The sequence below is a fragment of the Treponema sp. genome (assembly GCF_024696245.1).
In the GTDB taxonomy this organism is placed as follows: domain Bacteria; phylum Spirochaetota; class Spirochaetia; order Treponematales; family Treponemataceae; genus Treponema_D.
On record NZ_JAILGZ010000161.1, the window covers coordinates 1 to 3,281 of the forward strand.

The 3,281-nt window shown below is 42.7% G+C and carries 3 protein-coding genes; 2 read left to right on the forward strand and 1 reads right to left on the reverse strand.

All coding sequences use genetic code 11. The features are described from left to right. The first annotated feature begins 49 nt into the window (after nucleotides 1-49). Nucleotides 50-1,408 carry a FliI/YscN family ATPase gene (locus K6D58_RS11580; protein ID WP_296830829.1) on the forward strand — a complete coding sequence of 453 codons (1,359 nt, stop codon included), beginning with the start codon at nucleotides 50-52 and terminating at the stop codon, nucleotides 1,406-1,408. 17 nt (nucleotides 1,409-1,425) lie between these two features. Then, the gene (gene fliJ / locus K6D58_RS11585) at nucleotides 1,426-1,857 is read left to right on the forward strand and encodes a flagellar export protein FliJ (RefSeq protein ID WP_296830831.1); all 432 of its coding nucleotides are present in this window, start codon (nucleotides 1,426-1,428) and stop codon (nucleotides 1,855-1,857) included. 128 nt (nucleotides 1,858-1,985) lie between these two features. On the opposite strand, the gene K6D58_RS11590 is transcribed toward fliJ, so the two are convergent. Continuing rightward, the coding region (locus K6D58_RS11590; RefSeq protein ID WP_296830833.1) for a uridine kinase family protein at nucleotides 1,986-3,281 on the reverse strand (1,296 nt) is incomplete at its 5' end.

A 3,281-nucleotide genomic window follows, 5' to 3' on the forward strand; every position in this document is an offset into this window, starting at 1 on the left:
CTATTAAGACTGTCAGTAAGTCAGATGTTATTAATCCGGATGCATAGCCATGGAAAAATTCTTCACTAAATATACTAATATTGTGGAGCGCACTGAACCTATTAAATATACGGGAACAGTAACTTCCGTAAATTCCAGCTACATCGAAAGCCTTGGCCCCAGTTCCGTAATCGGGGAAATCTGTACTATAGAAGTTAAAAGCAAAGAAACAGAAATTTTTGCAGAAGTTATTTCTCTTGATGGAAAAACAGTAAAGCTTATGCCTTACAGTTCCACAGAGGGAATTGAAGTTGGTGCCAGGGTAACAGGCAGCGGTCATCTTCTTGAAGTTCCTGTAGGACCTGATCTTATGGGAAGGGTTGTAGACTGTCTTGGCCGTCCCTGCGATGGAAAAGGGGATATTGCAACTGACGGATATTATCCAGCTGTTGCTGATGCTCCTAAGTTTTTAACAAGAAAAAGCCTGGACAGCAGGGTAAGTACTGGTGTAAGGGCTATTGATACCCTTCTTACAGTTGCCAGGGGACAGCGTCTTGGTATTTTTGCAGGTTCAGGTGTAGGAAAAAGTACCCTTATGGGTATGATTGCCCGCAATACGGATGCTGATGTTAACGTAATTGCCCTTATTGGTGAACGCGGCCGTGAAGTTCCGGAATTTATTATGAATGACCTTGGTGAGGAAGGTCTTAAAAGGTCAGTTGTAGTTGCTGCTACCGGAGACCTGTCTCAGATTGCTAAAATCAGGGCTGCTTATGTTGCTACTGCCATTGCTGAATATTTTAGGGATCAGGGTAAGAATGTAATGCTTATGATTGATTCCATTACCCGTTTTGCCCAGGCTCAGAGGGATGTTGGTTCTTCTAATGGTGAGCCTCCTCAGCGCCGTGGTTATCCTGCAAGCACCTTCAATATGATTCAGAAACTGCTGGAACGTGCCGGTGCCAATGATAAGGGAACTATTACTGCCTTTTACACAGTTCTTGTAGAAGGTGGTGAACTGGATGAACCTGTCAGCGATACTGTCCGTGGTATTCTTGACGGTCATATTATTCTCAGCAGACAGCTTCAGGAACGTCAGCATTATCCTGCCATAGATGTTCTTCCAAGTATCAGCCGTCTTGCAAGAAAGGTCAGCGGTAAAAATACCCTTAAGGCAGTGCAGAGGGTAAAGACCTGGATGGCAACTTATGCCCAGCAGGAAGAAATGATTATTGCCGGTGTTTACCAGAAGGGAAATTCCGTAGAAATTGACGAAGCCATAGAACATCATTCCGCCATAGAAGAGTTTTTGTGCCAGGAAGAATACGAAGAAAGCACTATGGAACAGTCACTACAAAAGCTTTCCGTATTAAGCGGTATAGAAATTCCTCCGGAAGAATATTCATCCCAGCCCCAGTTTGCTTTATAGGGTAAATCTGAATCTTTATGAAAAAGTTTGAATTCTCCATGGAAAAAATCCTTGAGTTACGCCGCTTTGAACAGAAAGAAGCAGAAAGTGAACTTGGAAAAATAAATTCCCAGATTGCAGCCCTTCAAAATCAGCTTAAAGAAATGGCCGCTTCCCATAATCAGGTGGTAGAACAGGGACGGGGATGTAAGGATTTTGCATTTATAAGTCAGAGCCAGCAGTATTTTGCCTTTCTTGATCAGAAAAAAGAAGAAATTTTTAAGGAAATTGCGGAACTGGAAATAATTGCAGACCAGAGGCGGCAGGTGGTAAAGGAAGCCATGCAGAAGGTTAAGGTTCTGGAAAAACTGAGGGAAAAAAAGCTTAATCAATGGAAGGACGATGTCTTAAAGGAAGAAGAGGCAGAGACCGAAGACATTGTTAATTCAAGATATGATAGTGATAAATAAAAAAAACACTGTGTTAAGTGACTGTAAGTGATATGTACCCCCTTTCTGTTTGTCCAGAAAAGGGGGTACATATCAAAGAGCCACTTTTAATCACAGTGTTTTTTATTGCTTTAATCTTCAGCATTAACCTAGTAGTGGAATGCTGAACCTCCGATAAATTCGCGGATGATTGACTGATTTGGAACAGCAGTTGCAGGAAGGGTAGAGAAGCAGTTAAGGAACTGTAAAAGTCTGCTTGCTTCTGAGTATTCCTTCTGGTCAGGTCTTACACAGCGCAAAAGTGGCTCTGCGTATACCTTAAGTACTGCAAGTTCGTAGTCCAGGGCAGTGTTAAGCATGGCATCCGCATTGTTCTGGAAAGGGAAGATGTGAAGTCTTTCTCCCTTCTGAACGTTATCCCACATACCGATAGTGTCAGCTGCACTCTTACCGCGGAACTGGGAGTCTCTAACAATTCGGCGGATAAGGCGGTTGTCGCTGGTGGCAATGCGGTTATGGTCATCAAGGTTAAGCTGGGTTAAGGCAGAAAGGTAAATCTTGAATTTATATTCTGCAGGTACAAGAGGAGTGAGCCTGTCATTAAGGCCGTGGATACCTTCCATTACAAGAATGTCACTTGGACCAAGACTCATGGTGTCTCCCTTAAAGTAACTTACCCCTTCATGGAAGTCGTAGGAAGGAAGCTTGATTGTTTTTCCTTCAAAAAGATCTACCAGGTTTTCGTTAAGAAGCTTAATGTTAAGGGCTTCAAGACATTCATAGTCGTAGTTGCCGTTTTCGTCTTTAGGAGTTTCTGCCCTTCCCACATAGTAGGAGTCCAGGCTGATAACTTTTGGGTTATAACCAAGTGCCTGAAGCTGAAGGGAGAGTTTTTTACTTGTAGTTGTTTTTCCGGAAGAAGAAGGACCGGCAATAAGTACAACTCTTGCTGTTTCTTTATCGTGAATCTGATTTGCAATGTCAGAAATACATTTTACCTGAAGGGTCTCTGTAATGTTTACAAAGTCTGTTACCTGTCTGTCGTGAATAAGCTGGTTTAAGGAAGCTGCAGAAGTAACGTTAAGGCGTTTTCCCCATTCCTTATAGCGCTTGTAAATCTGGAAGAGCTTTGGCTGGTCCTGGAATTCTGTAAGGGCATCAGGGTTATCGTGCTTAGGGAACCTTAAGAGGAAGCCTTCGTGGTATGGTTTAAGTTCAAATACCTTAAGGTCTCCTGTTGAACATGCCAGTGGTCCAAAGTAAAGGTCAGAAAAATCATCCATACGGTTAATCTTGATTTTTGCAGGACAGCGGTAGTTAAGCTGCTTGCGGGTTTCTGTAAGATTAAGCTTTTCAAGAAGCTGACATGCTTCCTGGTAGGAGATGTATTCTGTTTCTATTACCTTGTCTTCCTGAACAAGTTTGTCCATCTGGTTTTTAAGGGC